Genomic DNA, 26,923 nt, shown 5'->3' with positions numbered 1-26,923 from the left:
TTTCTCCTTTGAATCAATCGTCCGAACCAACCCTTCGATAAGAAGGCCCGCACGGACAGCATCACGACACTTTCACATGTTGCATTCAGTACAACTATGTTGCACCTAAGTTATGTGACAGGCCTGCCCCTCGTCAAGACACATTCGAAAAGTCAGTTTCGGGTACGCGTTCCCGTCGCCTGCCTGTAAACACGCAACGCGACAAACAGACTGCCGACTCTTCCGGTTCCGCGCGGGTCACCGCCGATCAGTGAGAAGGTCTTCTGAAGCCTGTTGTGCATCGACTGCCGCTCTAGGAACAGGGCCCGTGCCGATGCTGTCGTGTTGCAACCGCTTATCAGCCAAGTTTCGAGCGTGTCCATCAGCGATGTGCCGCGTCTGGCATCGTGCTCAATCAGTTCCTGAAGCAGCTCATCCATCAGCTCCTGCTTGGTCTCGATGCCCAGATGCTCGGAGAGCATCCTGTCGACCAGGTAGTCATCAGAATCGACCACAACTGCTCGATTCGCGGTAACAGGTGCCACTTTCAGCGCCGCCTCCGCCTGCGTGAGCGAGCGGTAACCCGCTGCCGCACCCGAGACGAGCGGACCGACGCACACGGTCCCGTCTCCGGCAACGAGGCTGAGCTCAAGCTCAGTGATCAACTCGCGTCTCTTCGCACGTCGACCGGAATCGGAGAGAACCACAAGACCAATCAGTTCACCCGGCGTGGCGTAGAACACTGACCGGGGCACCAGGCCAGCGAGCGTGTGCTCGAATTTCCCCCTCAACCTATTCGGCTCTGTCGACCGCGCAGCGATCAGCACCAGCGGCGCTGTCGGCTCAATGCCCGCCGACGCGCACAGATCTGCCAGTGGGGCCCCACGCTCGTTGTTCGCCACCGCTCGGATCAGTTGGACTCCAGCAATATCACTGAGCGAAGGTGGACGTTGCTGCAGGAGTGCAAGTCCGAGCACATCTGCAACTCGCTCTCCGACCGTGCGTACGTATGCTTCTTCTCCGGGATCGGCTATCTCGATCTGAAGCGCAGCGGCAACAATCCCGCGAAGGGGAATCTCTACCTCGATTGGGTCCGATACGGCTTCGCCAGCGGAAGAGGGATCTGCGATGTCAACGAGATCGCGCGAAAAGGTGCCGGGAACTAGCAACGATACGGACGCAGAGAGCTCGGCTGCGATGACTCCGAGAATGTCTCGGAGCTCGGCACCGGCTGCGAGATCGACAGCAATCGTGTGCGAAAGCTCCTCCGCCTTCTGCAACATGGCCACGGAGTCGCTCACAAAAGCGCTGTTGATCGATTCGGCAATGACGACGAACGGCACAACTGCTCGCAGTTCAATGAGAATTACGTTTTCCGTTTCGGCAGTCTCGATGATGCTTGCAGGGATTCCGTCGAGGTCGCTGCAAGTCTCGATCGCCAAGGCCGCCACGTCACGTGCTGCGAGTTCCCTGACATATTGCTTCTGCTTCTCGTCGGGAGCGGACGCCAGTGCCTCTCCTCCGGTCAGAAGGAGTTCACCGCCGCGCAACAGCAGGCCGATGTCGAGGACCTCGCTCGAGTGCACCCACCGTATGTCGCGCGTGTTCACTAGTTCGGCGCCAGCTCGAACGACTGGATCTGCGGCCTTCATCGTCGGGTGGGCGAGCACCTCTGCGATATTCATGTGACTACTCCGTCCGAAATTCCGCGACTGTCGAGTTCTCGACTCGCGGATTATTGCGATGCTTCGAACAGTCTATGTCGAAGAAATTCTTTCACTTTACATTCTGTCAATACGAATCCTCAGTCACATGACGGATCGAGCATTGTCGCAACAAAAACGGAACTCTAGGATGGGAAGAATCCAATGGCAGTTCGGTCGTCGCCACAGCTCGTCATTGATCAGATTCGGGCTAGAGCTTTCGGCAGTTCCAGCGGATTCACTGGCAACCCAGTCGCAAAGAGCGAAAGCATCCCGTATCCAATTCGGACGCGGAAAGCAGAGTTACCACAGCCGATCACGATGATTTCTCCGATGAAAGCGCAATGACGCAGCTCAAGGAAGGACACTCGGCATGACCACTGGCCACAAACCCACCGCAGGAAACGATGGAGATTCCGAAATGCATTCAGGCGATCACAACGAAGTCGCTGCTCAAACCGAGGAGCAAGAGGCCGACGCGATTCCCGCTGACAATACAGACCAGGAGAAGGAGCCGAGATTCGTCTCCATTCCGCGATTTCGTGGATCAAAGATGGCTGCCCTCGACCGCAACATCATCATGGTGCTGCCGCCGATCCTCATTGTCACAGTCGTCATAGCCGTCACTGTCAATCCACAAGGATCGGCCGAAGTCATCAATGCGCTCCGGACTTTCGTCACCTCCAAATTCACCTGGCTGTTCGTCGCCTACTCGATCATCGCAGTCATCCTCTGCGCCTGGGTCGCTTTCAGCAGAGTCGGCTCAGTTCGGCTCGGCGGTCCCAAAGCTCGTCCTGAACATGGAAAGTTTGCATGGTATTCGATGCTGTTTGCCTGCGGCCAGGGAATCGGACTGATCTTCTGGTCCGTCGCTGAGCCGATTCTTCTCCGCGAGGGCAGTCCGGTGATTCCTCCCGGTGATTTCCTCGCCGAGGGCGGGATCGTATGGACCTACTTCCACTGGGGACTCACTGCCTGGGCCATGTACTGTCTCGTTGCACTCTGCCTCGCCTATTCCCACCACAACCTCGGTAAAACCCTGACCTTTCGTGAAGCTGTCGTTGACATCTTGCCCTTCAAGACCCGCCGAACTGCGGGAGTCATTGTGGAGCTGCTCGCAATCATCGCGACGGTTCTTGGTCTTGCGACCTCATTCGGATTCGCCGCACTCCAGTTCACGTCAGGTCTCTCATCGTTCACTGGTCTACCCAGCGGACCGACCTTATGGCTCGTTGTCATCGCCGTCCTCGGCGGGTTGACAATGGTCTCGGCCTTTCTCGGAGTGAATAAAGGAATGAAACGAGTCAGCGAGGCCAACTCAATCCTCAGCATCATTCTGATGGTCGGCGTTCTGGTGTTCGGGCCCACGATCTTCATCCTCTCATCCATGACTCAGTCTTTCGGTTCCTTCATCGGAAACTTTGTGCCGATGAGTTTCTGGACCGAAGCGCAGATCTCCGCGGCACCGCTGGGCAGCTGGGAAGATGCGTGGAACGGTTCGTGGACCGTCTTCATCTGGTGCTGGGTTATCGCGTTCTCCCCGTTCGTCGCTGGATTCATCGCGCGGATTTCTCGCGGTCGTTCGATTCGCGAGTTCGTCCTCGGAGTCACAATCGTGCCTTCGCTCATTGTCATGGTCTGGGTCGCCATCCTCGGCGGTGCCGCCATCTACTACGACGACCAAGCGGGTGGCTCAATCTCGTCCGACGTCGCCAGGGATACGTCAACCGGACTTTTCTCTATGCTCGAAATGGTTCCTGTGATCGGCGGAATTCTCCTCGTGGTTGCCACGATCCTGGTGGCCACCTACTACGTCACAAGTCTCGACTCAGGGACCTATGCGCTTGCCGAGTTTGTCACAGCACCGATGAAGTCCGGCCCCTGGTTCCGAGTGGTCCTCGTGCTCAGCATCGGCACCGTAGCCGTTGTCCTTCTCACCGTCGGAGGGACATCGGTCGTCGATACGGTGCAGACGGGAACGATCATCGGCGCCTTCCCATTCACGTTCGTGCTGCTACTGATGTTCGCCAATCTCGTTCGCAGATTACGCAGCCGTAACGCGCAGATCAGACGAGAAGAAAAGATCATCAATGAAAACCACTATCTCCCAGAAGATGACTATGTCGACAAACACGGAGTTCCTATCGAGATCAGCGATCCAAGGAAATCTGAGCGACAGAGCACAGACCTCGGAGACTCTGATGATCTCCGGAACTGACTTAATCACAAGGAAATGGAGACTTCACGTTGACCGTATTTATGGAAGAACTCGACGCATTCGCATATTCCGAGCAGTTAGCGGCCGGAGCGCCTGTGCTCATTCCAGCAGGCTCTATCGAACAGCACGGGCCACATATGCCACTGCATGTCGACTCCCTGCTCTCACGCACCATAGCCGGTGAAACGGCCAGGCGCATCGGGGCTGTCGTGTCGGCTCCGATCTCCTACGGCTACAAGTCACAACAGCGATCTGGGGGTGGCAATCACCTTCCTGGGACAACCAGCCTCACTGGTGACCTGGTCACTGCAATTGCCAAGACACTCGTCCTTGAATTCGTAAGGCAAGGAGTCAAGCAGATAGGTTTCATCAACGGCCATTTCGAAAATTACCAGTTCCTCTACGAGGGCGCAGACCTGGCGCTGAAAGAACTCGCGAACGCCGGGCATGACAATATTCGAATCATGTTGCTCTCATATTGGGACTTTGTCGATGACGAGACGATCTCCAAACTGTATCCCCACGGCTTCACGGGTTGGGATCTCGAGCATGGTGGGGTTCTCGAAACCTCACTGATGCTTCATCTGTTTCCCGAACAGGTTGACATGACCAAGGTAGAGGACTCTCCCCCAGCGGAATTGCCGAACTACGATGTGCTCCCGGTCCGTCCAGAGCTCACACCTGCGTCCGGGTGCTTATCGTCGGCCGTTGAGGCGACTGCCGACAAGGGGCGGATATTACTCGAAACAGCGAGTGCGGGGATGGCAGCGGCGATCAAGAGCCAGTTCGAACACACACCTTCCAGCCCGTAGTTACCTTCACTGATGTCTCTCACAGGGGAAATACTCAACACATGGCGGGCCCCGAACGATCGAATAATCGTGCGGGGCCCGCTGTGACTTCCGGTCGCGCCGGCTCCACCGCCTACCTGCTCGAGACGCGTCCGAAGAGGTTCGCGATCGGAGCCAACAGCAGCGGCCTGGCCGCGAACCAACCGGCCACGACCACGACCATCGCAACGAGGAACCAGATGAGCCCGGCCCAACCGAGCATGTTCGTCCCGGCGAACATGTAACCGAGGTTCTGCCGCAGTCCGGTCGTGAACACGAGGAATACGTGGACGAGGATGAAGAACACGAAGAACAGCATCGTCGGGAAGTGGATCGCCCGAGCCAGCGGTGCCGGGTAGATCTTGTTCAGCGTCGCAGCGTCCTTCGGCCACCATTCGCTCATCCGCACACCCGTGATCGCAGCCACCGGGGCGGCGATGAACACGATGATGAAGTACATGAGCTGCTGGAGCGCGTTGTAGTTGACCCACGCATCCTCCACCGGCCATTCCATCGTCGCGTACTGCAGCGCCGCCGACAGCGCGTTCGGGAAGACTTCCCAACTGGTCGGCACGATGCGTGCCCAGTGTCCGGAGACGAAGAGAAGCACGACGAAGACGACACCATTGGCCAGCCACAGCAGGTCGAGACCCGTGTGCAGCCAGAGGTTGATGCTGACCTTCTTCCCGCCCTTCTTCGGGGTGTAGAACGCCGGCGGCTTCTGCTGGTGTCGCACCTGCAGACCCGAACGGATGATGAGCACCATGAAGAAGATGTTGAGGAAGTGCGTCCACCGCACCCAGCCCGGGAAGCCGGGATCGACGAACTCCGGGATGTGATATTCGCCCGGGTAGCGTTCGAGGAACTCCGGCACACCCGGCAGGGTCGTGACACCACGCGCGGCGAGGATGAGGATCCCGGCCACGACGATGAGTCCGCCGAGACCCAGCCCGACGAGCTTGGACCACTGTCCCAGCGACTTCGAACCGATCATGACCGGTTCCTTCTTCGCTGCAGGCTTCGCCGAGGTGGTGCTGCCCGAACCGGACGACGTGGACTTCGCGGCCGGTGCCGATTTCTCGGCCGGCTTGTCGGCCGTGCGTGCGGCTGGCTTCTCCGCCGACTTCGCGGCGGGTTTGGCCATGGGCTTGCGCTGGGCAGGTTTGTCCGTGGCCTTCGCCGCGGGCTTGCCCATCGGCTTACGCTGAGCGGGCTTCTCCTCGGCTGCGTCGGACTTCTTCTCCGACGCCGAGGCGGCTCCGGCTGCGGCGGCACCTGCACCGGCTGCGGCTCCCGCACCTGCGGCTGCCGCACCGGCACCGACTCCACCGATTCCGGCGCGTCGGCCCTGCGGCTTCGAATCCTGCTTCGCCTCAGCGGTCGACTGTCCGTGGCCGGCAGGCTTGTCTGCCTCGGCCGATGTGGTGTCAGCCGATGCAGCGTCGGTCGATGTCGAGTCTGCAGCTCCGGCGGGCTTCGCAGCCGAGGCCGGGGCGAATCCTTCCGGCGGCCAGGGGTCGCCCCCGGCGGTGCGCGGAAGTCCGCGGCGCAGGGGAACATCGGAGAGCTCGCCCGAACCACGCGAAGCGGCCGCGGCAGCACCTGCACCAGCGGCACCGGCACCTGCGGCGGCAGCTGCCGGAGCGGCCGACGTGGACTCGGAGGCTGATTCGGTCTGTTCGGAAGCGGTGTCTGTGGCCGCAGCGTCGGACTGAGCAGCAGGAGCGGCGGATTCCTCCGCAGCTTCGCCAGCAGGTGCGGCCGAAGCCGCTGCCGGAGCAGCAGCGCCTGCAGTCGCGGCACCGACGGTCTTGGCACCGGCAGGTGCGAAGCCTTCCGGCGGCCAAGGGTCTCCGCCTTCGACGCGCGGCAGACCACGGCGCAACGGAACTTCGCTCGCGGCCGCAGGTGCGGCTTCGGCAGCGGGTTCAGTGTCGGTGGCGGATGCGTCGTCCGCAGACGAGTCTTCCGCGGCCGGCTCGTCATCCGAACCGGCAGCAGCGGCACCAGCGGCCACTCCGGCACCAGCCGCTGCAGTAACGGCAGCCGGAGCAGCCGAGGATTCCTCGCCCGAGTCAGACGACTGGGACTCAGCAGCTTGGGACTCAGCAGCTTCGGGTTCGGCCGGCGCGGACTCAGCCGGTGCTGACGCGGTGGGGGCGGCAGAGACGCCGGGGGCCTTCACACCGGCAGGGGCGAGGCCCTCGGGCGGCCACGGTTCTCCGCCTTCGACGCGCGGCAGACCGCGGCGCAGCGGAACCTCGGCCGCCGGAGCACCCGCCGCACCGGCGGCAACACCGGCAGCGCCGGCGCCCGCCGCGACGGCGGCACCGGAGGACGAATCTTCGCCCGAGGCGTCAGCCGAGTCCGACACGTCGTCGGTCGAATCCGACACGTCAGTCGAGTCCTCAACGGTCTCCGTCGATTCCTCGGCGTCGGTCACATCGGGATCGGCCGCCTCGGCGGGGGAACCTTCATCCAGTTCCTCCGTGTCGGATGTCTCCGGCAGCCACGATGCGCCCTCTTCCAAGGGCTCACCGATGGTGCCCTCCGGGGGCCAGGGGTCACCGCCTTCGACCCGGGGCAGACCCGAGCGCAGCGAACTGGAATAGGTTGCCATATCAGGACTTGTTCTCGTTCAGTGTTTCGATGGCCTGGGGAACGACCTTGAACAGGTCGCCGACGACGCCGAAGTCGGCGATGTCGAAGATCGGGGCCTCGGCGTCCTTGTTGACGGCGACGATGGTCTTCGAGGTCTGCATACCGGCCTTGTGCTGGATCGCACCCGAGATGCCCAGCGCCACGTACAGCTGCGGAGACACGGACACACCGGTCTGACCGACCTGGTGCGACTGCGCGATGTAACCGGCATCGACGGCCGCACGCGAGGCACCGACAGCGGCACCGAGGACGTCGGCGAATTCGCCGACGAGCTCGAAGGACTCCTCGGAACCGACGCCGCGGCCACCGGAGACGACCTTCTGCGCACCGCGCAGCTCGGGACGTGAGGAGGTCTCGACGATGGCTTCGAACGAATCGATGGACGCGGCACGCTTACCGGAATCGGCGACCTCGAGGGCCTGCGTGTTCGCAGACTGCGCTTCGGCGCGGGTCTCGATCGAGCCGAGGCGCACCGTGATGACGGGAGCACCGAAGGTCGGCGCCGAGGAGGCGGTGTAGCCGCCGCCGTAGACGGAGTGGTTGGCCACGATGCCCTCGGAGTCACGCTCGACGCCGATGGCGTCGACGGACACGGCCGAGCCGTTGCGCACTGCGAAGCGGCCGGCGATGTCGCGGCCGTCAAGCGTGTTGGGGACGAGCACGGCGTCGGGAGCGGTGAGTTCGGCGGCCGATGCAACGGCGTCGACGGCAGAGGTGCCGAGATTGCCCTCGGCCACGGCGGCGGTCAAGATCGCTGCGGCACCGAGTTCGGCAGCCTTCTCAGCGGCGGCGTCGGGGCTTCCGGCGGCGAGCACGAGGGCAACGGGCGAGCCGATCTCAGAGGCGCCGCCGAGCAGTTCGGCGGCCGGCTTCTCCAGCTGGCCCTCGGCATCGGCGGTGAGGACGACGAGAATGGCATCCTGCGGGAATTCTGACATGACGATTCTCCTTAGGCCAGACGGTTCTTGGTGAGGTATTCGGCGAGTTCGACGCCGCCGTTGCCTTCGTCGGCGACCTTCTCACCGGCTTCACGCGGCGGCTTCTCGGCGACGGTGACCATGATCGAACGGGCCACGGACTGGTCCTCGGCGTCGATGTCGAGATCGGAGAGGCCGATGACCTCGAAGGGCTTCTTCTTCGCGGCCATGATTCCCTTGAAGTTCGGGAAGCGGGCTTCGGGCAGCGCCTCGGTGATCGAGATGACGGCGGGCAGTTCGGCCGAGACCTGCTGCTGGCCGCCTTCGATGGCGCGGGTGCCGGAGACCTTGCCGTCGGTCAGTTCGACGGTGGTCAGTCCGGTCACGTGCGGGTAGTCGAGGTGCTCGGCGAGCATTGCGGGAATCATGCCGCCGTTGCCGTCGGTGGAGACGTTGCCGGTGACGACGAGGTCGTATTCGCCGCGGCGGATGGCGGCGGCGAGCACCTCGGCGGTCAGGCCCAGGTCGGCTCCGGCGAGTCCTTCGTCGGCCACGTGCACGGCATTGTCGCCGCCCATGGCCAGACCCTTGCGGATCGTCGCGGTCGCGGTGTCCGGCGACATCGAAATGACGGTCACCTCGCTGTCGCTGTCGCTGTCCTTATGCGCCAGGGCGACCTCGAGGGCACGCTCACCGATCTCATCGAGGACTGCTTCCGAGGCGCCGCGATCGGCGAGCCCGGTTTCCAAGTTCAATTTGCGGTCGCCGTACGTATCCGGGACCTCTTTGACCAATACCGCGATCTTCAAGGATGACTCCTTAGCTTCGTGAAGCAGCTCCCGCTGCAGTGAGACTTCTGTCTCATAATCTACAGGTGGCTGATCTGCCTTCGTTAACCGGGTCCGGCCGGATCCGATCTGTTCCCAGTCACCAATGGTACGTGGTATGCACCACAGACATCGTCGTTACTGTACGAACGATCGACAGAATTTGTCCAATGCTGCAGGCGGATCGCTCGCCGAGGCGGGGCCCTAGAATGGGATCAGACCGCGAGCCCGCGGTCCGACCGACCTTTCCCGACCGGCACCCCCTCCGGTCCGGGCGGGCAGGACGCGAACATCAACGGTGAAGGAGCGCCCAGTGGCATTCGACCTCGACGACATCGACCGCAGCATCATCGCCGCCCTCGTCGAGGATTCGCGCCTGAGCGTGCGCCAGCTGGCCGAACGCGTCCACATCTCCCGCTCGGCCGCGCACAAACGGTTCACGAATCTCGTCGAGACGGGCGCGATCAGGAAATTCACCGCCGAGGTGGATCGCCGTGCCCTCGGCATGACCGTGACCGCGGTCGTCGTCGTCAAGATCGGCGAACGTCCGTGGCCGCAGGTGCGCGATGAACTGGCTGAGCTTCCGTTCGTCGAGAAGGTCCAGGCCGTCAGCGGTGACATCGATGCGCTGGTCACGGTCAACGCCCCGGACAATACGGCGCTGTCACAAGTCATTCTGCGCCGGATCCACGAAGTTCCCGGCGTCGTGTCCTCTCGGTCGCTGCTCATCCTCGACGAGGCCGAAGGGCACCGCCCCGGTTCAGGCTGACGCCCCAGCTCAGAGTGACGCCCCGACTCAGAATGAATCACCGAAGCCCCCGGCGCCGGAATTTGCGCCGAGGGCTTCATGACGTGAAACAGAGAGAATCACCTACGCCGAACCCAACACTTCAAGCTAGCGTGTCAACCACCTTAGGAAAGACCAGCGTTGCGTAATTCTCATAGGTAAGCCTAACCCGGGGACCGGGAGTGCACAACAGGCTGGTGCCGAATTTTTCAGTCGCGCGGTCCCGAGAGCAGCATGAGCGCGGCACCGGCGACGATGCGCCGGTACACCGGTTCCACGGATACCGCACCGTTCTTCTCCGTGAGGAGCCCGAGCTCGGTCAGCTCCTGCAGCTCTTCTGCCAGCCATTTGTCGATCGACTGAGCGAGCGACTCGTCGATGTCGAGTTCGGGACGTTCAGGTGCGGAATCGGGAGCGACGACCTCGAGGAGGCGCTGGGCAATCGTGATCGCCGGGGCCGCGTAGTCGTTGCCGTCAACCATCTCAATCGTGTCGAGCAGCCGCTCGTAGATGAACGCACCGATGACCGGCAGTGCCGCATCCACGCTCACCTCACCCGAGCGCCACTGGTCGGCGGCGCTTCCCGGGCGGACCTTGGTGCCGGTGATCTCGGTGATCTCCGCACTCTGCATGACGGCCCACATCGCCTCGAGGACGGGCACCTCATCGGCGCTGCGCGCATAGTTCACGCCATCCTCGTAACGGGCGTTCGAGGCCACCCCGACGGCGTTGATGCCGAACTTTCCGGCCGCCTCGGCGATGTCTGCTCGCTTCACTCGCCCCGTTCCGGTCAGTGGTCGGGACTCGCCGATCCAGTCGAGGATGCCGGCCACGCCCGTGACGATCCGGTTGTTCGGCACCGGCTCCGCCAGCGCCTCCTCGCTCAGGGCATTGGCTTCGATGGCGGCCATCAGGGCCGAGGGCAGCGGATCGGTGCGCATGCTCGCTGCTTCGGCTCGGGCGCGAGCGTCGGCCCAGCGTTCGGGAGTTTCGTCGGTTTCCGCACGGAAGCGAAGGTAGTCGTCAAGAGCTTCGAGGCTGTCGATGAAGATCGCCATCGAGGGAGATTCGTCATCGTCGTTCTCGGCAGCCTCTCGGCCTTCGACGGCGAAGCTTTCGAGGACATCGAGGAGGTCGTCGATTCCCTCGGGTTCGGAGATATCTGCACCTGAGGACACGGCGATGCAGAAGAGGAGATGAACGGCGTCGAAGATCTCCGAGTCCCGGTCGACGTCGTCGTAGTCCTCGGCCAGCCAGTCGCGGAAGCGCTGGTAGAGCGGCATCTCGACGACGGTCTTCTCGACCTCGTCCATCTTCGCGTCGACGTCCTGCCGCGTCCCGGCTGCATGGTTGACGTCCGCGCTCGACCCGCCGAGCCACTCGGGCAGGTCCTTCTCCATCGCGGAGTCGCCCTGAACATCCTGGACGTCCTGGACCACGCGGTCGGCCGGGCTATAGGTGCCGGCAACCGGTTCCGGATAACCGCCCAGCGGCATGAGCTCCTCGATGACGTCCTCCGCTGAGACCTTGTCCCGCTTGGTCAGACGCACGACCACGGCGGCCACGGCGAGCATGGATCCTTCGAGGACGGGAAGTCCGCTGTTGCTGCTGATAAGGCGGTCAAGACTGTCGACGACCCGCCCCTTGTGCGCCAAGGCAAGGATGTCGCGAGCCACGGCACGGGACTTCTTCGCCGACCACTTCGGCGCCATCACTCCGCCGAGCTTCGGTCCGTGCACGTCGTCGGTGAACCATTCGTCGACGAGGCCCATCGCGGCCCCGGTCACCTGCGCGACGCTCGGGCTGAAATCCTCGGGATCGGAGGGCAGGGAGGCCACAACAGCCTCGGCGCGCTTGATATCACCTTCGGCGAACGCGTGGGAGAAGGACCGCAGCTTCCCCAGGGCGAGTCCGCGGTGGGCGCCGACCGGGGTGAATAGGCGGCGGTTGTACTCGGCCTGCGCTTTCTCCATGGCGGCATCGAACTCGGCGTCGGTGAAGTCCGCATTCGGGTCGTCGATGTCGACGCCTTCGGCCTTGAGGAGCGGAGCCAGTTCACGCATCAGCCGATCGCTCATGCCAGGGCTGTGGCTGATATTGCCGCCCGCTGCCATTGCGTCGATTTGAGGACTGTCGAAGAAAGAAGACACGTACTGCTCCTGCCGAGGATGAACTGAAGCAATAACGGTAACAAGTCCGACCTCGTCCACCGCACATCCGACCCGGCATGGCCCCGCGGCTTTGCCGAGATCACACTCCGGGCATCGAACCCAGGGTCTTCCGCACCGCTCCGATCGTCAGTTCGAGAGACTGCGCCCGAACAGTCGGGTCGTCGACGCCGGCACTGACGCTGAAGAGGTGCCCGGAGCCGATGGTGAGGAAGACGAACATCGCCGCCCAGCCGATCGGCACGCTCGCGTCGATGGAGCCATCGGCCTGTCCGCGCGCGATGACCGCTTCGAGCGGATCGCCGTCGTCGTCTGCGCCTTGCGCTTGATCGGCTGCAGGATCCGCGTCCGCGCGGGACTCGGCATCGTCGGGGCGGGGCTCGGCATCGTCCGCACGGGACTCCGCGTCCGCCTCGGCGAAGGTCTTATCGGTGATGATCGGGTTGTCTGCGAACAGCAGGGTGAGCACATCGGGCAGGGTGAACAGCTCCGCGCAGATCCGTTCGAGCGCTGCCAGCCCGGTGCCCTCGTCGGGGCGGGCCCGCATGATCGCCTCACCGAAGCGTCGGGCACCGAGCCGGGCCGCCGCGGCGACGAGCGCCTCCCGATCACCGAAATGCCGGTAGAGGGTTGTGCGGCCGACGCCGATCGACTGGGAGAGCTCGATCATCGAGGCCTGCGGGTTCGCGGCAAGCACCGTGAGCGCTTCACCGACCAGGGCCTCTCGGCCCAATCGCCGCATTCCCTTCACAGGCACACCTCTCTTCTCTGCCCCGCGAACGGCGTCCCGGAGCTGCGGACACCGCAGCGCAGAGCCGCGGACACCACAGCACAGTCTACTTATGGAACATGCATGTTCCATTTTGGTATGATGGAGTACCGATATCGCTTCCGAGGATTGAGCACATCATGGATCAGCGCCAGTCGAAGAACTCCCCTGCCACCCAAAAGTCCCCCAACCCCGCGAACTTCGCTCTCAGCCGGACCGACGTCGTCATCATCGGTCTCGTCTGCATCGGCGTCGGTGTGGCGCTCGGGTTCTTCCTTCCGGCCCTCGGGTCGATCGCCGCGAAGTTCCCCATCCCCTTCGGCGAGGTCATCGAGAAGCTCAGCAGATTCGATCAGCCGTGGGTCATCACCCTCCGACCGGTCATCGGCGCAGCACTCGGGCTCATCGCCGCCTTCTTCATCGCCGCCGCGACGACTCCCCTGCGCGTCGATGAGGACGGAATCACCATCGGACGAGACGATGATCATCCGCTGCGCATCTCCCGCACCTCGTTCTCCACCGCATACTTCGCCGACGGCAAGCTCGTCGTCCTCACCGAAGGTGGACATGAGGCCTTCAAAGGCGATGTCGAAGGCAAGAAGGACGCCATCGCCGAGGCGTTCACCTCCCGCGGATACCGCTGGGGCGAGATCTGACCTGAGTTCCACAACTTTAGTGCCCCGGAAACAGGTCGGGTAATAGCTCAGCCGCGATTTCTTTGGCCTCCCCGGTGACCTCGGGAGCGAAAGTGAATCGCGGACGTCACATTCGGGAAGCGCACCGTGACCGTGATGCTACTGAACAACGGCTCCGATCTACCCGGTCGGTACTCCTACTCGGGGGCGTCTGGTCGTTCCTCCGACGAACCCGACAGGGAACTGGTGAGATACTACGAACAACAGCGGGAGCAGAAGTAGAACCGTGCATTCAGAGTGCCTGATATATCAGTCAGCTACGGCATAGTGGTCTCATGACCACGACTTTCATCGCCGATGACGACGATGATTCCCCGAACGATGCCATCGGACGCATTATCAGAAACATCACTCGTAACTCAGCCGTGAACCACTTCTCTGCGTTGAACAACGCTGTGCGGTTCAAGAGCACCATTCCGACACCGGCGGCCTTGGGCATGATGACCCAGCCCTCCGCCGTGGATGCCGTCGCCAAGATCCTCCAGCAGGTGAACACTTTCAGCTTGTTCGACCACCTGATGCCCAAGGTCGACACGCTGTCGTGGATCACCGATGTGTATCCGAAGGTCGACACTCTGGCATGGCTGGACCGGACACGGTCGATAATGAACACCTCTGCCTTCACGCAACTCGCGTCCATGCGGCTCGAGCAGCAGGAGTGGTGGAAGGGGGCCTACCGTGGCGTCGACTGGCAGAGCATCACCGCTGCGGCTCAGAGGTCGAACCTGAGCGCGGCATCGCAGACGATCGCGCAAACCGGAGCCGCTATGGCGACCTCGCTGAGCGATGACACCATCGAGTCGCTGTTCGCCAAGGTCCATGCAGTCACTGAGTCCGCGGAGCCAGAGCACGGCGATGCTCAGACGGTAGCGGACCCAGAGGAAAGCGCCGAGGTCGATGATCCCATCCTCGACGCTGTCCTCAGCCGGCTGGCCGACTTCAGCACGTGGTGGCAGGACCGTTACCCCGAGTTCTCTTCGCGGGTCATCACCCAGCTGAATATCGCGTCGCGCTCGGTTGTCTACACATTCGTGATGTACAGCCTGCCCACCTATCTGGTGCATTTCCTCGGCACAGACGGCATCGCCATGTCGAGCATCGTGCTGGGAATGGCTCACTTCGTCACCGAGCAGAGCAAGAGCAGAATGTCGCCAGCGAATGCGGCGGCGATCGACTCTGAGTGCCCCTACTGCAAGGCACAGCCGGGGATGCAGTGCATCACCATCTCAGGGAACTACATCGGCAGGCCGACGAAGATGCACTCTCGCCGGCTCGACCGTACCTGACACGGCGGCGGCCCGTCACTATCTCGGTGACGGGCCGCCGCTATCGTACGCCCAGCATGGACACTTGCTTGGAGGTGAAAAGGCGGCATAACCCCATCGTAGACAGCCGATTAGTGCCCTACCAGCACAATTGCCGACCTCGTGACCAGCATAAACACGAACAGAATCGCGAAATCAGCAACTAGTTGTGAAAGTCAGGAGATCTGAGGGCCGCGGCACCGAAGGTTAGGACGGCGCATATCGCCCCGCCCGGAGAGGACTTCTGCACCGAGAGCTGATGCGACCAACGGGGGAAGTTGTTCAGAAGTGGCGGGCCGGTGAGGTCGCTGTCGATGAGTTTTCACCGTCCTCGATGCAAGCAATGCCAACCTGGTGGTCGTCGTGCACGACCGCGACAACGGAGCATGTTGAACCAAGCGGACACCGCTACTTTCTGGTCTGCGCGAATGATAACCGGCCTCGGATTATCATTGTCCGAGGCCGGCTTACATTACGGGAATGCAGGCAACCACACGGCAATAAGCGCCATCTCTCATACGCGTCTGCATGCTTCATGCCCGCTAGATGCAAAGTCCCAATTTCAGACTTATCCTCGAACCAGGGCAGAGACCCCGAGAGCAACTAACACCGAGAACATTCTCAAGTACAACACGCCTCATCCGACGCCGAAGGCTAAATAGTTCATGTTAGCGGCTCCGCGTTTATCGTGACGGTTGTGTTACCTTCTTTTACTGCCGTTTTAGCCCAGTTACTGTAACGGCTTTCGTCAGTTGCACGGCCCGGTTCTTCGGTTGCCAGCCCTGCCACTTGCCTCCGTATCGGACTGCACCCTGCTTATTTCCGGTGTGGAACCATTTGATGCTCTTCCACTTCCCTGACAGGGAGCCCGTTCCTTTGAACCCGTAGTAGTTTGAGCCCCTCATGCAGAAATAGCCGCTCGCCGCCGAGCACCCAGGGCCGACAATTGATATCTAGTGAGCAGAGATATTGGATTCCAGTTTTGCTGCAACAATTTTCCCGTTGTCAGGATCGACTACGACGGTTGCAGGAGCCCCCGACTCGTTGATCTCTTTGACCTTGTCAGGGTCGATGGTCGCACCGGGCACAAGTTCCAGCGGGTCTGCTTCGGCACCGTCTTTCAGCAGCGAATCAACTCGAGCGTCTTCATCTGCAGGCGAAGACGCTACCGGCTGAATGTATTCACTCGAGGCTCCCGATGCCGGTCCGCCGGCGAACGTTGAACCGGCGACCAAGGCAAGCCCACCAACGATTGAGACAAGCTTCTTCATAATTATCCGTTCTATCCAGTGTGGCCGGAGTCCAATCATCGTATTCGACTCGATCCGTCTATGTTCGTTCCCTATCTGCGTGTCTGAAGTATCGACACTTGGGGCAAAGTCAGCTCTGTGGCTGGCCCTGATCCCCTTTTTGTTTAGTCTTCCGAATTTGACTCGCTGCCAGTCTTCCCACCAGCATTCCCGATACAATCCCGACCCATCCGATAACGACCGTCGCTGAGTTGAACTGTGCTCTGCCCAGCGGGATAACGATGTACTGGACAAGTTCGACAGCAAGCGACAGTAACGCTGCAATAGAGGCGGCTGTGACAATGTGGCGAGGCCGAAGGAACAGTCCACTAGATACCCCTAATGGCGCAAATAGCAACAGATTCATCGACTGCCAATTGACCGAGAACAGCGCCCCTGGGTCCGGGAACGACCACGCCCAGACTCGGGTCGTCGTCAAAACTTCGGTCAGTCCCACCGCGTGCCCCGACGGTGTCACAGTCGCAGCGATCACAACGGACACGCTCGCCATCCAGAAGAACACGATGACTGGATGTTCCCGAAGCCGTCGGCCAACAGGCCTTGCGATCACGGCTGCAACGATCACACCAACTGCCACTACCGGCAGGGCGTAGGGCAGTGCCGTTAGATATCTAAGCATTTAAAGGCCCGTGCAGAATGTCGTTCTCGTGTAGTAGTTCTTGCCCGAAATCGTGTCTTTCATCAGGGCACGAGCGCATGGCCTCTTGCTGCTCAACGACGCAGATCCCGAGAACGTCGCTGTCTTTGTTTGCTTCGACTTCATCTTGTAAGTTCCCGACCACGACACCGGGCCCTGAGCTCCGCCCTTCTTGTTGACCGCCTGGAATCCGAACTTAACCGAAACCCCCGAACCTTTCGTCTTCTTGTACGTGACTTTGGCCTTCGAGACACGGTTGCCATTTGAGTAGACCTGAGCGTTGAGTGAGCCGTTCTGCACGTCGTTATATCCCGCGTTATACCAGTTGTAGCTTGACGCTTCAGCGTTGGTCGAAACTCCCAGTGTTAGAGCCGCCGCCGCGACTCCCGCAATGAGCATCTTCTTCACATGATTCCTCTCTGCTAGAACTCCGGTAGTTCTCAGCCGGTATAGAGGTTATGTTCATACTCGGCGTCCGCACATCCCCCAAAAGGATGAAATCACACAAGAAATGTTGATCTACTGCCCTGGTTTTGCAGGCACGCCTGTGTGAAAGTGCCCTGACCGCCACACCCCGCGGCCAAACGTCCACCTGACCCGCCGGAACCGACCTCTTCGTCCCGAGTTGACGCGACGAATGGCCGCCCGTCCGCACCTGCTCAGAAGCCATGGAACCGTGACCTGCCTCACGCCACCATGGGGGTCATGACCATTGACGTTCCCACCACAGGCCGCTCACTGCCCCAGCTGCAGCCGATCAGCTTCATCGGCGCAGATGGCCGACTCACCGACACTCCGACCGAGGGCCTGCGCATCCCCAACGATGCCACCCTCAAAGGTCTCTACCGGCAGATGGTCCTCGTCCGCCGGTTCGAAGCACAGGTCACGCACCTGACCCGGCAAGGTCGACTCGCAACCTACCCGTCTGCGGCAGGTCAGGAAGCCGCCGAGGTGGGGGCCACCACGGCGCTGGCCCCGAACGACTGGCTGTTCCCCACCTACCGTGATTCGGCGGCGCTGCTGACCCGCGGGGTTCCCGTGGCCGAGATCCTCGCGGCCTTCCGCGGTGACTGGCACTGCGGTTTCGATCCGCAGGAATACCACACCTCACCTGCGGCGACACCGCTGGCGACGCAGACCCTGCATGCCACTGGATTCGCGATGGCCGCGAAGCTCAAGGGCACGGATGCGGCGACGCTGACCTTCCTCGGCGATGGCGCCAGCAGCGAAGGCGACACCCACGAGGCCTTCAACTTCGCCTCCGTGTGGCAGACACCGACGGTCTTCGTCCTGCAGAACAACCAGTACGCGATCTCCACCCCGCTGCGGGAGCAGACGAACGCGACGATGCTCGCCGACCGCGCCGCCGGCTACGGCATGCCCGGCCTGCGCGTCGACGGCAATGACGTCGCAGCGGTCTTCGCCGCGTGCTCTGCCGCCCTCGAACGCGGCCGGAACGGGGATGGCCCGACCCTCATCGAATGCCTCACCTATCGGATGGAGTCGCACACGAACTCCGATGATCCGACGAAGTACCGCGACGCCGAGGAGGTCGAGCACTGGAAGCAGTTCGATCCCATCGCTCGTCTCGAGAAGTACCTGCGGCAGGCCGGCGTGCTCGACGATGCGGGCGTCGCTGAGGTCGCCGAGGCGGCCGAGACCCTTGCCGCGTCCGTCCGTGATGCGATGAACCAAGAGGCTGAGGTCGACCCGCGCGAACTCTTCGCCCACGTCTACGCGAACCCGCGCCCTGCGCTGGCCGAACAGCAGCACGTCCTCGAAGCCGAACTCGCGACTGCAGGGCACGCATGAGCGTCGAAACGGGCACCAACCCATCCACGGATTCCACTGCGGTGAACGACGCAACAGCCACGGCCGCCTCGGCGAGCAGTGAAACGTCGGCCCCGTCCTCGGTGACGATGACGAAGGCACTCAACCAAGCCCTGCGGGATTCCTTGGCCGAGGACGATGCTGTGCTCGTCTTCGGTGAGGATGTCGGCCGCCTCGGCGGGGTCTTCCGGGTCACTGAAGGACTGCGTGCCGAATTCGGGTCGAACCGGGTGTGGGATTCGCCGCTGGCGGAGTCCGGGATCATCGGCACGGCGATCGGCATGGCGATGAACGGGATGCGCCCGGTCGTCGAAATGCAGTTCGACGCCTACGCCTACCCCGCCTTCGAGCAGATCGTCTCGCATGTGGCGAAGATGCGGAACCGGACGAAAGGCAAGATCAGCCTGCCGATCACCATCCGCATTCCCTATGCCGGAGACATCGGCGGAGTCGAGCATCACTCGGATTCCTCCGAAGCGTATTGGACGTCCACGCCTGGGTTGACCGTGGTGACGCCCTCGAATCCGGCCGATGCGTATTCGCTGCTGCGCGAATCGATCGCCTCCGAGGATCCGGTCGTGTTCATGGAGCCGAAGTCGCGGTATTGGATGAAGGAGACGCTGTCCCTGCCCGTGTCGACGGCGCCGATGGATCGGGCGCAGGTCATCAGCGAAGGCACCGACGTCACCCTGCTCGCTTATGGTCCGACCGTGCGCACGGCCCTGGATTCCGCCGAAGCCGGAGCCGAACACGGACTGTCCATCGAGGTCATCGACCTGCGCACGCTCTCCCCGTTCGACGATGAGACCGTGTCCGCCTCGGTGCGCAAGACCTCGCGGGCGGCGATCATCCACGAGGCCGCGCAGTTCGGCGGCTACGGGGCCGAAGTGGCCGCCCGCCTCACCGAACGCAACTTCACGTATCTGTCGGCCCCGATTCTGCGGATCGCCGGGTTCGATGTGCCCTATCCGTCCCCGAAGCTCGAGGAGTTCTTCTTGCCGACCGTCGAACGCGTGCTCGATGCGCTCGAGTCCTGGGATTGGGAGCTGTGATGAGCGCTGATCTGAATACCGGTACGCGCGAGTTCATCCTCCCCGACCTCGGCGAGGGGCTGACCGAGGCGGAGCTGATCTCCTGGAAGGTGGAGATCGGCGATGAGATCCACGTCGATCAGATGGTCGTCGAGGTCGAGTCCGCGAAGTCCGTCGTCGAGTTGCCCAGCCCGTTCGCCGGGCGGATCGTTCATCTTCACGCGGCCGCCGGGGATACCGTCAGTGCAGGTCAGGCCCTGTTCTCCGTCGCCGATGCGGGAGCTGAGGCAGGGGGCGCGAACGCGAGTGAATCCGGTTCGTCGACCGACGAGTCCAGCGGTGCGAATCTCATCGGCTACGGCACGTCGGAACCGAAGACCCGGTCGACGAAGAAGCGGTCATTCGGCACCGCGAGGGACACCGAAGCGGCCACCTCAGCCTCTACGCCGACTTCCGCGCTCGCATCAGCGCCCGACGTCCCGACCGTTATCCCTGACGTTCCACCGCAGCCGCCGACAGAGACACCGACTCCCACCGATGACTCGTCGAAGACCGCCACCGGCGAATCGACGTCGGCCGCGGGCGACCGCGTCTCCCCCGTGTCGTCCCCGCTTGTGCGCAAGCTGGCGAAGGATCACGGATTCAGCGCCAAGCACCTGCCGGGCACCGGTCCCGGTGGGATCGTGACCAGGGCCGATGTGCTCGCCGCGATCGAGTCGGGCACGCCTGCGAACGTCGAGGCGCCGAGCGCCCACGTCCCCGCGGGGACGTCACCAGCCGCCGAGCCTCAGTCGATCACGGAACGCAGCGCCGCCTCGGCGGGAGGACCTGCGGTTGCCGCTGCGGGCACCGGTCAGGTACCCGGCGACCGCGACACCCGCACCCCGATCACGGGCCTGCGGAAGGTCGTGTTCGAACGCCTGAGCCGGTCGCGGCAGGAGATCCCCGAGGCCACGATCTGGCTCGACGTCGACGCCACCGAGCTGCTGGGCACGAAGCGCGCACTCGAGGCCCGCACGGGCGAGAAGTATTCGCTGCTCTCCCTCGTCGCACGGTTCGTCGTGGCGGGGCTGAAGAAGTACCCGATCATCAATTCCTCGATCGACACTGCCGCGAACGAAATCGTCGCCCACGGCGACATCAACCTCGGACTGGCCGCGCAGACCCCGCGCGGGCTGATGGTCCCCGTCGTCCACGGCGCGGGTGAGATGAGTCTTCGGCAGCTGCGCGACTCCGTGTCCGAGACGGTCGGGAAGGCAGCCACCGGCAAGTTCGATCCGTCCGAGCTGTCCGGCGGCACGTTCACGCTCAACAACTACGGCGTGTTCGGTGTCGACGGTTCGGCTCCGATCATCAACCTCCCCGAGGTGGCCATGCTCGGCCTCGGACGGATCAAGGACCGCCCGTGGGTCGTCGACGGGCAGCTCACGGTGCGCAAGGTCATGTACCTGTCCTTCGTCTTCGACCACCGGGCGTGTGACGGTCAGGAGCCGAGCGAGTTCCTCACCTTCGTCGCCGACTGCATCGAGAACCCGATCTCGCTGCTGCCGGAGCTCTGAGGCCTGCCCGGCCTGGACCACTTCGGCGCCGTTCAAGAGGAAGCGCACTTGTCGTAGGGAACACACTTCGACAAGTGCGCTTCGCCTTGCACGACGCTTCCCGCGCCGCAATCCACCGATGTGATTCCACGATTCGGACCACCCTCCAGCCTCAGTGATCCACACCACTAGCCTTGCCGAGTCCGTTCCCCTGCGGACGCGAGCGCAAGGAAATGAGGTTGAGCATGTCACGGGACCACAGTTCGGCACGCACGGCGGGACCACCTCGGCGGAGGTATTCGCTCTTCCTCCTCATCATTCCCGTCGTCCTCTACATCCTCACCCCGATCGTGGCGAACTCGGTCGAGCCGCGCATCGCCGGCCTGCCGTTCATCCTCACCTATACGATCGCCGTCACGATCCTCACCTGGTTCTTCGTGTGGATGGCCGCCCGCGGCGACCGGTACTACCGGCACGACCTGCCCGAGCACATCCCCTCCGACATCGCTTTCGGTGAGGACCACGAGATCGAGGAGGCCGGGAAATGAGCACATCCGCGATCATCGCCTGCATCATCTTCGGACTCGCCATGCTCGCGACCATCGGCATTGGCGTGTGGTCCGGTCGGGGTCGGGAGAAGTCCCTCGACGAATGGTCAGTCTCCGGACGCGGGCTCGGATTCATCTTCATCCTGCTGCTCATGGCCGGCGAGACCTACACCTCGTTTTCGTTCCTCGGCACCGCCGGCTGGTCGTACTCCTACGGTGTGCCGATCCTCTACCTCATCGGCTATCTGAGCATCGGTCTCGTCGTCGCCTACCTCGTCGGACCCCTGTTCTGGACCTATGCCGCCAGGCACAAGCTCGTCAGTCTCTCCGATATCGTCGAACACCGCTTCCGCTCGCGTGGGCTGGCGATCCTCGTCGCTGTGCTCGCGACCGTGTTCATCGTTCCCTACATCCAGCTGCAGATCCAGGGCATGGGCGCGGTCGTCAACGCGATGAGCTACGGTGCGATCGACCTCAAGGTCGCAGCGATCCTCTCCTTCATCGTCGCCGAGGCGTTCATCCTCTTCTCCGGACTGCGCGGTTCCGCATGGGTGAGCGTCTTCAAGGACGGGCTCGTCATCCTCGCCGTCGCGTTCCTCGCGATCTACGTACCGCTGCACTACTTCGACGGGCTCGCTCCGCTGCTTGACCGTCTCGTGACCGAGAAGTCGCAGTGGCTGACCTTCCCCGGCGCCGGCGAGAGCACCTACGGCGGTGCCTGGTTCATCTCGACGATCATCCTCAACGGCATCACGATCACCGTGTTCCCGACGTCGATCGCCGGTTACCTCTCGGGCACCTCGGCGAACGCCCTGCGGCGGAACTCGATCATCCTGCCCTGGTACCAGCTGCTCCTGCTCGTGCCGATGATGGTCGGCGTGGCCGCGCTGTTCATCATCCCGACGCTCAAGGATGCCGACCTGGCACTGTTCTCCGTGGTCACGGACTCGCTGCCGGCACCGATCGTCGCACTCATCGGCGTCGCGGGCGCATTGTCGGCCATCGTGCCGATGAGCGTGTACATGCTCTCCATCGGTTCCATGTGGGGCCGAACGGTTTTGGGCGGTGGTTTGGCCGGACCGAAGAACGCCGCCTCGATGACGTCCGAACAGCTCGCCGCCCGGGGGCTGCGCCAGAAGACGCTGTCCCAGTGGGTATGCCTGGCCGTCGGCGTCATCGCCCTCGTGATGAGCCTGCTCATGCCCGACGCGCTCGTCGAACTCTCGGTGCTCAGCTATGAGGGACTCGCGCAGGTCGTCCCGGCAGCGCTGCTGTCCCTCTACTGGCCCCGGATGAGCAAGCAGGCCGCAGCTGCGGGGCTCATCGTCGGCTCCATCGTCATGGTCGGCCTCCACTACACAGGACTCGACCCGCTGCTCGGCATCAACGGCGGACTGTGGGCGGTCGCGGCGAATCTCCTCGTCGTCGTGGTCATCACGCTGGTGAAGCCGGACCCGCGGTGGGTGCCGTCGGCGCAGCGCCAGACCCGCGCCGAGGCGGCCACCAGGTAAGAAGGCCGGCCGACCGGCCGGGATCCAAGCCTCTGCCGTTCACAAGGCAGATGGTTATGCCGAACGGGACTCTGGATGGATTTCGACGCGAAGGTTCAATGCCTTCGTCACCTGGAGAATAGTTGACCAGGTTGGATTCCCGTCAGCGGAGAGCGCCCGATACAGACCGTCTCGACTCATATCGACTCGACGAGCGAGCTCACTCATATTTCCCGACCGCGCAATAATGCCGAGTGCCGCGGGAAGTGCGCCCGGGTCATCGGCTGCTTCTTCGAGAGCTGCCTCCAGCAGCGATACGGCTTCATCTGTGTTGGTGATGTGATCAGCAGCGTCAAAGACCGGATACTTCACTTCATCGGTCATGGCCCTCCCCTTTCTTCTGATCTCTCAGGCCTTTGAGCCAACGATCAAACGTTCGGGTAGTTCGAACAACGACCACATGTCGATTATATCTGACACTTCTGTGTCTTACCAGGGTCCCGCGTTCGACCCCGAAAACCCACAGGAGCCTCAGTCAAGAGCCAGGCGCGGCCACTCCGACAGGTCCGCCAGCATCTGCCGGTCGTGAGTGACCACAACGAGCGCCGTCGAGGCAGACTCAAAAGCCTCCGTGAGGTCATCGACCAGCGAGGCTGACAGGTGGTTCGTCGGCTCATCGAGGATGAGCACATCCGGCTCGACCGCCAGGCACATCGCCAGCTGGAGCCGGCGCTGCTGACCCTGCGACAGCCTGCGAACCGGCGTCGCCGAGGCGGCCGCATCGAGCAGACCGAGTTCCTGCAGAGAGATGCCCTCCGCGTGAGAGCGCAGGCAGTGGTCCTCGAACACGCACTCGGCGGTATCCTCGGCTTTCCAGTCCGGGACTTCCTGGCTGACCAGTTCGATTCGCGCCCGCGAGTCTCGCCATACTGTCCCGGTGCTGGGCGCGATGCGGCCGGTGAGCACATCGAGCAGGGTGGACTTGCCGGTTCCGTTCGCCCCGGTGATGAGCAGCCGATCCCCAGGCTCGATGCACACTGACGTGGCTTCTTTCAGTCGACCGGCGACGGTGACCGACTCGGCGCTCAACAGCGGACCATCAGTGACGACGTCGGTCTCGGGACCGTCATCCGCTTCGGGAACCTCGGGCCAGTGCAGCCGCAGAGGCGGTTCGGGCACCGACACTCGGTGGCGTTCGAGGTCCTCGACGCGACGGTTGAAGGCCTGCACGACTCCCGCCGTCCTCGTCGCACGCTGGTGTTTGCCCGTGCCCTTCGGGGGACGCCACCCCGTACTCAGGCGGGACCGGGCGTCATCGGCAGCATCGGTGAGGCGGGAGTGCTCGGCCACCTCGGCGCGAAAGTCCTGCTCCCATTTCTCACGCTCCCGCCGTTTGCCGTCGACCCACCCGGAGTAGCCGCCGGAATACGTCCGAGCGCGGCCGTCGCGGCTCGGGTCGAGGTCGAGGAAGTCCTCGGCAACGTCGCGCAGCAGCGCCCGGTCGTGGCTGACCAGGGCGAATCCTCCAGACCGGTCGCGCAGCCGTTCGGTGAGGAACGCCAGGGATGACGCGTCGAGGTGGTTCGTCGGCTCGTCGAGCAGCAGAATATCCGTGCTCGACCCGAGGACAACGGCCAGACGCACCCGATACGGCTGACCGACTGAGAGGCTCGCAAGACTCCTCGTCCGATCGGCACACGCCGAGAGCCCGGCCAGTGCGGTGTCGATGCGGCGTTCGCCGTCCCAGGCGTCGAGGCGGGTCGCCAGTTCGAGGGCTCGTGAGAACGCCTGTTCGGAGCCGGGTTCCTCACTGGCCATCGCCTCACCGGCGGCGTCGAGGGCGGCCAGTGCGGCGTTCTCCTGGCGCAGAGACTCGTTGATGAGGTCTCCAACTGTGCGGTTGTCGTCGGCGTCGAGTCCCTGTTCGAGCAGGGTGACAGTGCCTGCTCGTCGCAGTGTCCCCTGGTCGGGCGGCAGGGTTCCCGCGAGAACATGCAGCAGGGTTGTCTTGCCGCTGCCGTTCTCGCCGACGATGGCCAAGCGTGACCCGGCCGAGATCGTCACGTCGAGTCCGGTGAGGATCTCGCGGTCGCCGCGCACGACGTGGATGTCGTCGGCGCGGATGTGCGCGGCAGAACCGGCGGGCAGGTTGTTCTCTGTCGGGAGGGACTGACCTGTGAACGATTGTTCGTCTGCGGGCAGGTTGAGGTTGGGGGATGAAGATGTGGTCTTCGGCATCGTGGTCTTTCAGCTCGTCGTGGAGCCGGACAGCATGAAGCCACCGTCCGGCGAGGGCCAGGACGGCGCACGAGAAGAAAGGTGATCCCGCCGCCGTCAGCGGCGGCTGCGGAGCCTTCTGGAGGGGAGACCGAAATTCATGCCGATAATTCTAGCAGTCGTCGTGTCGCGTTCGCGAGCACTGCAGAATCACCCGTCGAGCAGTGCCGCCGCGTACATCGGGCGGGCCGCGTCGGCGCTCGGCGGGTGGAACAGTCCGGCCGTGGCGTCGCGGAAGAGGCGGGAGAGTTCGTGTTTGTTGCCGAACCCGCTGCCGCTCGTGCACATGAGCGCGGTCTCGGCGTTGCGGCGGGCCGCCTCGGCGGACTTGATCCTCGCCCCTACGAGGCGCAGCGGCCAGCCGGAACCGTGGTCGATGAGGTCATCGAAGTCACGGGCATAGGCATCGATCATCGCGGTCACGGGCATGAAGTCGAGATGCGCATCGGCCAGGCGCGTCCGGGCCTCGGGCACCTCGGCGAAGGTGGTACCGGCCTTCGCCGACTTCCGCTTGTGCAGGCCGGCCGCTCCGAGTTCGAGGGCCCGGGCTGCGACTCCGGCATAGACGGCGGCGATGAGCAGCTGGAAGTTGCTGGTGATGGCGAAGGTGAGCAGGTCGGGGTGTTTGCCGGCGGGGATGATCCGGGAGACCCGCTCGGGCTTCATCGGCACGTGGTCGAGGATCGTCGCCCGCGACTGCGACGCCCGCATGCCCAGCACATCCCAGTCATCGGAGACCGTGATGCCCGGAGCGTCACGTTCGATGAACCCGTAGACGAGTTCGCCCTCGGCCGGTTCGTCCGCATCGGGGCCTGCGATTCCAACGTCGTCGGAGGCCACGGCCCCGTGGACGATGAGCCTGGTCCACACAGGTGACAGTGAGGTGAAGATCTTCACCCCGGTGAGTTCGAAGCCGCCGTCGCCGGTGGGCACCGCCTCGGTGTTCGAGCCCTGCAGCACCCAGTCATTCGACGGCTCCGAGATGCCGAAGGCGAAGATCTCACCGTCCCTGACCTCGTCGAACACCCAGTTCAGGCTGTCGTCGCCGCGGTCGTTCAGGGCTTTGACCACGCCGGTGGTCATGAGGTGCATGTTGATCGCCAGCGCCGTTCCCGGGGCCGCCGATGCCAGGCGCTGCTGGAGTCGGGAGACCTCGAACAGGCTCAATCCCGGTCCGCCGTGCGACTGCGGGACGAACAGCTGAAGATAGCCGAGTTCCCTGAGTTCGGCGAGGTCCTCGTCGAAGAATCGGTTCTCCCGGTCATAGACATCGGCTCGTTCGCGGAAGCGTTCGAGCACCTCATCGGGCAGGTACTTCTCCGCCAGTTCGCTCACGCGTGTCTCACGGTCGCTCATGGTCTCTCCTCTGTCTTCGGGGTCATCGTCATCGAGTTCATCGGTCTT

General features: G+C 63.1%; 22 protein-coding genes. 10 read left to right on the top strand and 12 right to left on the bottom strand.

The annotated features are described in order from the left end of the window. Window positions 1–152 precede the first annotated feature (152 nt). Entirely contained in the window at window positions 153–1,664 is a 1,512-nt protein-coding gene (locus L1F31_RS00645) for a helix-turn-helix domain-containing protein (protein WP_265418813.1), read from the bottom strand. A 391-nt stretch (window positions 1,665–2,055) separates the two neighbouring features. Between L1F31_RS00645 and L1F31_RS00640 the strand changes: the two genes are divergently transcribed. Then, window positions 2,056–3,900 carry a BCCT family transporter gene (locus L1F31_RS00640; protein ID WP_323127516.1) on the top strand — a complete coding sequence of 615 codons (1,845 nt, stop codon included), beginning with the start codon at window positions 2,056–2,058 and terminating at the stop codon, window positions 3,898–3,900. A 41-nt stretch (window positions 3,901–3,941) separates the two neighbouring features. Beyond that, window positions 3,942–4,712, top strand: coding sequence for a creatininase (locus L1F31_RS00635; protein ID WP_166828783.1), 771 nt, complete (start codon window positions 3,942–3,944; stop codon window positions 4,710–4,712). A gap of 112 nt (window positions 4,713–4,824) precedes the next feature. On the opposite strand, the gene L1F31_RS00630 is transcribed toward L1F31_RS00635, so the two are convergent. From L1F31_RS00630 to L1F31_RS00620, 3 genes are read right to left on the bottom strand one after another with little or no spacing between them, the layout of a single operon-like run. Then, window positions 4,825–7,350, bottom strand: a complete 2,526-nt coding sequence (locus tag L1F31_RS00630) for a cytochrome b/b6 domain-containing protein (protein ID WP_265418812.1) — start codon at window positions 7,348–7,350, stop codon at window positions 4,825–4,827. A 1-nt stretch (window position 7,351) separates the two neighbouring features. Continuing rightward, window positions 7,352–8,329, bottom strand: a complete 978-nt coding sequence (locus L1F31_RS00625) for an electron transfer flavoprotein subunit alpha/FixB family protein (protein ID WP_265418811.1) — start codon at window positions 8,327–8,329, stop codon at window positions 7,352–7,354. A gap of 11 nt (window positions 8,330–8,340) precedes the next feature. Further along, a complete protein-coding gene (locus L1F31_RS00620; protein WP_265418810.1) occupies window positions 8,341–9,117 on the bottom strand; it encodes an electron transfer flavoprotein subunit beta/FixA family protein in 777 nt (258 codons plus the stop codon). Window positions 9,118–9,448: 331 nt separating this feature from the next. Here L1F31_RS00620 and L1F31_RS00615 point away from each other — a divergent pair, with 331 nt between their 5' ends. Beyond that, complete coding sequence (locus tag L1F31_RS00615) at window positions 9,449–9,904, top strand: Lrp/AsnC family transcriptional regulator (RefSeq protein ID WP_265418809.1); 456 nt, start codon at window positions 9,449–9,451, stop codon at window positions 9,902–9,904. A 227-nt stretch (window positions 9,905–10,131) separates the two neighbouring features. Here L1F31_RS00615 and L1F31_RS00610 read toward each other — a convergent pair whose 3' ends face one another. Both L1F31_RS00610 and L1F31_RS00605 read right to left on the bottom strand, forming a co-directional pair. Further along, on the bottom strand, window positions 10,132–12,000 hold the full coding sequence (locus L1F31_RS00610) for a hypothetical protein (protein WP_265418808.1): 1,869 nt from the start codon (window positions 11,998–12,000) through the stop codon (window positions 10,132–10,134). A 172-nt stretch (window positions 12,001–12,172) separates the two neighbouring features. Continuing rightward, window positions 12,173–12,832, bottom strand: coding sequence for a TetR family transcriptional regulator (locus L1F31_RS00605; protein WP_265420477.1), 660 nt, complete (start codon window positions 12,830–12,832; stop codon window positions 12,173–12,175). A 167-nt stretch (window positions 12,833–12,999) separates the two neighbouring features. Here L1F31_RS00605 and L1F31_RS00600 point away from each other — a divergent pair, with 167 nt between their 5' ends. Together L1F31_RS00600 and L1F31_RS00595 are read left to right on the top strand one after the other, a co-directional pair. After that, a complete protein-coding gene (locus L1F31_RS00600) occupies window positions 13,000–13,515 on the top strand; it encodes a YqeB family protein (protein ID WP_265418807.1) in 516 nt (171 codons plus the stop codon). Between the two features lie 314 nt (window positions 13,516–13,829). Next, window positions 13,830–14,840, top strand: a complete 1,011-nt coding sequence (locus L1F31_RS00595; RefSeq protein ID WP_265418806.1) for a zinc finger domain-containing protein — start codon at window positions 13,830–13,832, stop codon at window positions 14,838–14,840. Window positions 14,841–15,811: 971 nt separating this feature from the next. On the opposite strand, the gene L1F31_RS00590 is transcribed toward L1F31_RS00595, so the two are convergent. The 3 genes from L1F31_RS00590 to L1F31_RS00580 all read right to left on the bottom strand — a co-directional run bounded on the left by L1F31_RS00590 (window position 15,812) and on the right by L1F31_RS00580 (window position 17,213). Next, window positions 15,812–16,129, bottom strand: a complete 318-nt coding sequence (locus tag L1F31_RS00590; protein ID WP_265418805.1) for a hypothetical protein — start codon at window positions 16,127–16,129, stop codon at window positions 15,812–15,814. 109 nt (window positions 16,130–16,238) lie between these two features. Next, window positions 16,239–16,733, bottom strand: coding sequence for a VanZ family protein (locus L1F31_RS00585; protein WP_265418804.1), 495 nt, complete (start codon window positions 16,731–16,733; stop codon window positions 16,239–16,241). A 54-nt stretch (window positions 16,734–16,787) separates the two neighbouring features. Beyond that, window positions 16,788–17,213, bottom strand: a complete 426-nt coding sequence (locus tag L1F31_RS00580; protein WP_265418803.1) for a hypothetical protein — start codon at window positions 17,211–17,213, stop codon at window positions 16,788–16,790. Window positions 17,214–17,510: 297 nt separating this feature from the next. On the opposite strand from L1F31_RS00580, the gene pdhA reads away from it, so the two are divergent. From pdhA to L1F31_RS00555, 5 genes are all read left to right on the top strand, one after another. After that, the gene (gene pdhA / locus L1F31_RS00575) at window positions 17,511–18,617 is read left to right on the top strand and encodes a pyruvate dehydrogenase (acetyl-transferring) E1 component subunit alpha (protein WP_265418802.1); all 1,107 of its coding nucleotides are present in this window, start codon (window positions 17,511–17,513) and stop codon (window positions 18,615–18,617) included. Continuing rightward, window positions 18,614–19,687 carry an alpha-ketoacid dehydrogenase subunit beta gene (locus L1F31_RS00570; RefSeq protein ID WP_265418801.1) on the top strand — a complete coding sequence of 358 codons (1,074 nt, stop codon included), beginning with the start codon at window positions 18,614–18,616 and terminating at the stop codon, window positions 19,685–19,687. Before pdhA ends, L1F31_RS00570 begins: the two co-directional genes overlap by 4 nt. Further along, complete coding sequence (locus L1F31_RS00565; RefSeq protein ID WP_265418800.1) at window positions 19,687–21,225, top strand: dihydrolipoamide acetyltransferase family protein; 1,539 nt, start codon at window positions 19,687–19,689, stop codon at window positions 21,223–21,225. Before L1F31_RS00570 ends, L1F31_RS00565 begins: the two co-directional genes overlap by 1 nt. 224 nt (window positions 21,226–21,449) lie before the next feature. Then, window positions 21,450–21,752, top strand: coding sequence for a DUF3311 domain-containing protein (locus L1F31_RS00560; RefSeq protein ID WP_265418799.1), 303 nt, complete (start codon window positions 21,450–21,452; stop codon window positions 21,750–21,752). After that, a complete protein-coding gene (locus tag L1F31_RS00555) occupies window positions 21,749–23,263 on the top strand; it encodes a sodium:solute symporter family protein (protein WP_265418798.1) in 1,515 nt (504 codons plus the stop codon). Before L1F31_RS00560 ends, L1F31_RS00555 begins: the two co-directional genes overlap by 4 nt. Before the next feature lie 54 nt (window positions 23,264–23,317). On the opposite strand, the gene L1F31_RS00550 is transcribed toward L1F31_RS00555, so the two are convergent. The 3 genes from L1F31_RS00550 to L1F31_RS00540 form a co-directional block, all read right to left on the bottom strand. Then, the gene (locus tag L1F31_RS00550; protein ID WP_265418797.1) at window positions 23,318–23,626 is read right to left on the bottom strand and encodes an addiction module antidote protein; all 309 of its coding nucleotides are present in this window, start codon (window positions 23,624–23,626) and stop codon (window positions 23,318–23,320) included. A 147-nt stretch (window positions 23,627–23,773) separates the two neighbouring features. Next, the gene (locus tag L1F31_RS00545) at window positions 23,774–25,480 is read right to left on the bottom strand and encodes an ATP-binding cassette domain-containing protein (RefSeq protein ID WP_265418796.1); all 1,707 of its coding nucleotides are present in this window, start codon (window positions 25,478–25,480) and stop codon (window positions 23,774–23,776) included. A gap of 189 nt (window positions 25,481–25,669) precedes the next feature. Then, window positions 25,670–26,875 (bottom strand): acyl-CoA dehydrogenase family protein, encoded by a 1,206-nt coding sequence (locus L1F31_RS00540; protein ID WP_265418795.1) that lies wholly within the window; start codon window positions 26,873–26,875, stop codon window positions 25,670–25,672. Between the last annotated feature and the right edge of the window lie 48 nt (window positions 26,876–26,923).

It is taken from the genome of Brevibacterium spongiae (assembly GCF_026168515.1).
Classification (GTDB): domain Bacteria; phylum Actinomycetota; class Actinomycetes; order Actinomycetales; family Brevibacteriaceae; genus Brevibacterium; species Brevibacterium spongiae.
This window is presented reverse-complemented; position numbering and strand designations above follow the sequence as displayed.

Bases quoted from the DNA above. Each gene is read 5' to 3' on its own strand.
- L1F31_RS00595 (WP_265418806.1), top strand. From the start codon at position 13,830: ATGACCACGACTTTCATCGCCGATGACGACGATGATTCCCCGAACGAT.
- L1F31_RS00645 (WP_265418813.1), bottom strand. From the start codon at position 1,664: ATGAATATCGCAGAGGTGCTCGCCCACCCGACGATGAAGGCCGCAGAT.
- pdhA (WP_265418802.1), top strand. From the start codon at position 17,511: ATGACCATTGACGTTCCCACCACAGGCCGCTCACTGCCCCAGCTGCAG.
- L1F31_RS00600 (WP_265418807.1), top strand. From the start codon at position 13,000: ATGGATCAGCGCCAGTCGAAGAACTCCCCTGCCACCCAAAAGTCCCCC.
- L1F31_RS00545 (WP_265418796.1), bottom strand. From the start codon at position 25,480: ATGCCGAAGACCACATCTTCATCCCCCAACCTCAACCTGCCCGCAGAC.
- L1F31_RS00565 (WP_265418800.1), top strand. From the start codon at position 19,687: ATGAGCGCTGATCTGAATACCGGTACGCGCGAGTTCATCCTCCCCGAC.
- L1F31_RS00625 (WP_265418811.1), bottom strand. From the start codon at position 8,329: ATGTCAGAATTCCCGCAGGATGCCATTCTCGTCGTCCTCACCGCCGAT.
- L1F31_RS00555 (WP_265418798.1), top strand. From the start codon at position 21,749: ATGAGCACATCCGCGATCATCGCCTGCATCATCTTCGGACTCGCCATG.
- L1F31_RS00540 (WP_265418795.1), bottom strand. From the start codon at position 26,875: ATGAGCGACCGTGAGACACGCGTGAGCGAACTGGCGGAGAAGTACCTG.
- L1F31_RS00560 (WP_265418799.1), top strand. From the start codon at position 21,450: ATGTCACGGGACCACAGTTCGGCACGCACGGCGGGACCACCTCGGCGG.
- L1F31_RS00610 (WP_265418808.1), bottom strand. From the start codon at position 12,000: ATGAGCGATCGGCTGATGCGTGAACTGGCTCCGCTCCTCAAGGCCGAA.
- L1F31_RS00590 (WP_265418805.1), bottom strand. From the start codon at position 16,129: ATGAAGAAGCTTGTCTCAATCGTTGGTGGGCTTGCCTTGGTCGCCGGT.
- L1F31_RS00570 (WP_265418801.1), top strand. From the start codon at position 18,614: ATGAGCGTCGAAACGGGCACCAACCCATCCACGGATTCCACTGCGGTG.
- L1F31_RS00635 (WP_166828783.1), top strand. From the start codon at position 3,942: ATGGAAGAACTCGACGCATTCGCATATTCCGAGCAGTTAGCGGCCGGA.
- L1F31_RS00630 (WP_265418812.1), bottom strand. From the start codon at position 7,350: ATGGCAACCTATTCCAGTTCGCTGCGCTCGGGTCTGCCCCGGGTCGAA.
- L1F31_RS00550 (WP_265418797.1), bottom strand. From the start codon at position 23,626: ATGACCGATGAAGTGAAGTATCCGGTCTTTGACGCTGCTGATCACATC.
- L1F31_RS00640 (WP_323127516.1), top strand. From the start codon at position 2,056: ATGACCACTGGCCACAAACCCACCGCAGGAAACGATGGAGATTCCGAA.
- L1F31_RS00605 (WP_265420477.1), bottom strand. From the start codon at position 12,832: ATGCGGCGATTGGGCCGAGAGGCCCTGGTCGGTGAAGCGCTCACGGTG.